Here is a 751-nt window from a genome sequence, read left to right on the forward strand (position 1 = left end):
TTTGACATGTTCTCTTTATGATTATGATATACCTGCCAAAGCTCAAGCTTTAAAGCTAAATATCCTGAATACTTTTCATCATTCATTTCGTTACATAACTCCTATTCAGATTGATTCTAACGCCCCAATAAGGGGCTAAAAATTGTTGGCTAAAATGTGAACGGAGTGAAACAGCCAACTGTTTTTTGTCCGTTTGAATGCCTTGTTATGCGATTTTTACATTACCACAAATCGTACAATTTATATAAATATTAGTAACATAAAATGCATGTTTAAAAAAACTCACAGCATTGCGACACACTAAACCGTGAATTTTGAGCCACTAATGAAAAGTGAATTTATCACTTACCTACTTTGGCGAAAAACTATTTAACCAAAAACTGAAATAGATTTAATTACGCGTAAATAACCAAGATAAAGAAAAGGCAACTACCACAATTACATTTAATCGAATTCGCAATGCCGCATAACGCCCCACTAAGAGGCAAAAAATTGTTGGCTAAAATGTGAACGGAGTGAAACAGCCAACTGTTTTTTGTCCGTTTAAACGCCTTGTTAGGTGTTCTTTTTATTAGGTTTATTTAATTTAACAGTTGCTTCCGTACAACGCAAAGACAACCAAAAACTTGCAAGAGATATTAATAGATTAGATCCACCAATTTCGACTCCTGCAAGCACCATAAATGTTAGATATACACTATAAGTTGATAATAAAAGTAAACATGATGCAGCAATACGAGAATGCCACCTA

Annotated in this window: 1 protein-coding gene; it reads right to left on the minus strand. The window is 33.7% G+C overall.

Going from position 1 to position 751, the window contains the following annotated elements; translation table 11 throughout:
- Positions 1-555 precede the first annotated feature (555 nt).
- Positions 556-751, minus strand: a 196-nt coding sequence (locus tag H4J69_RS19980) for a hypothetical protein (protein WP_220467923.1), incomplete at its 5' end; no start/stop codon positions are given.

Origin of the sequence: Colwellia sp. BRX10-9, assembly GCF_014077405.1 — a bacterium.
GTDB lineage: Bacteria > Pseudomonadota > Gammaproteobacteria > Enterobacterales > Alteromonadaceae > Colwellia_A.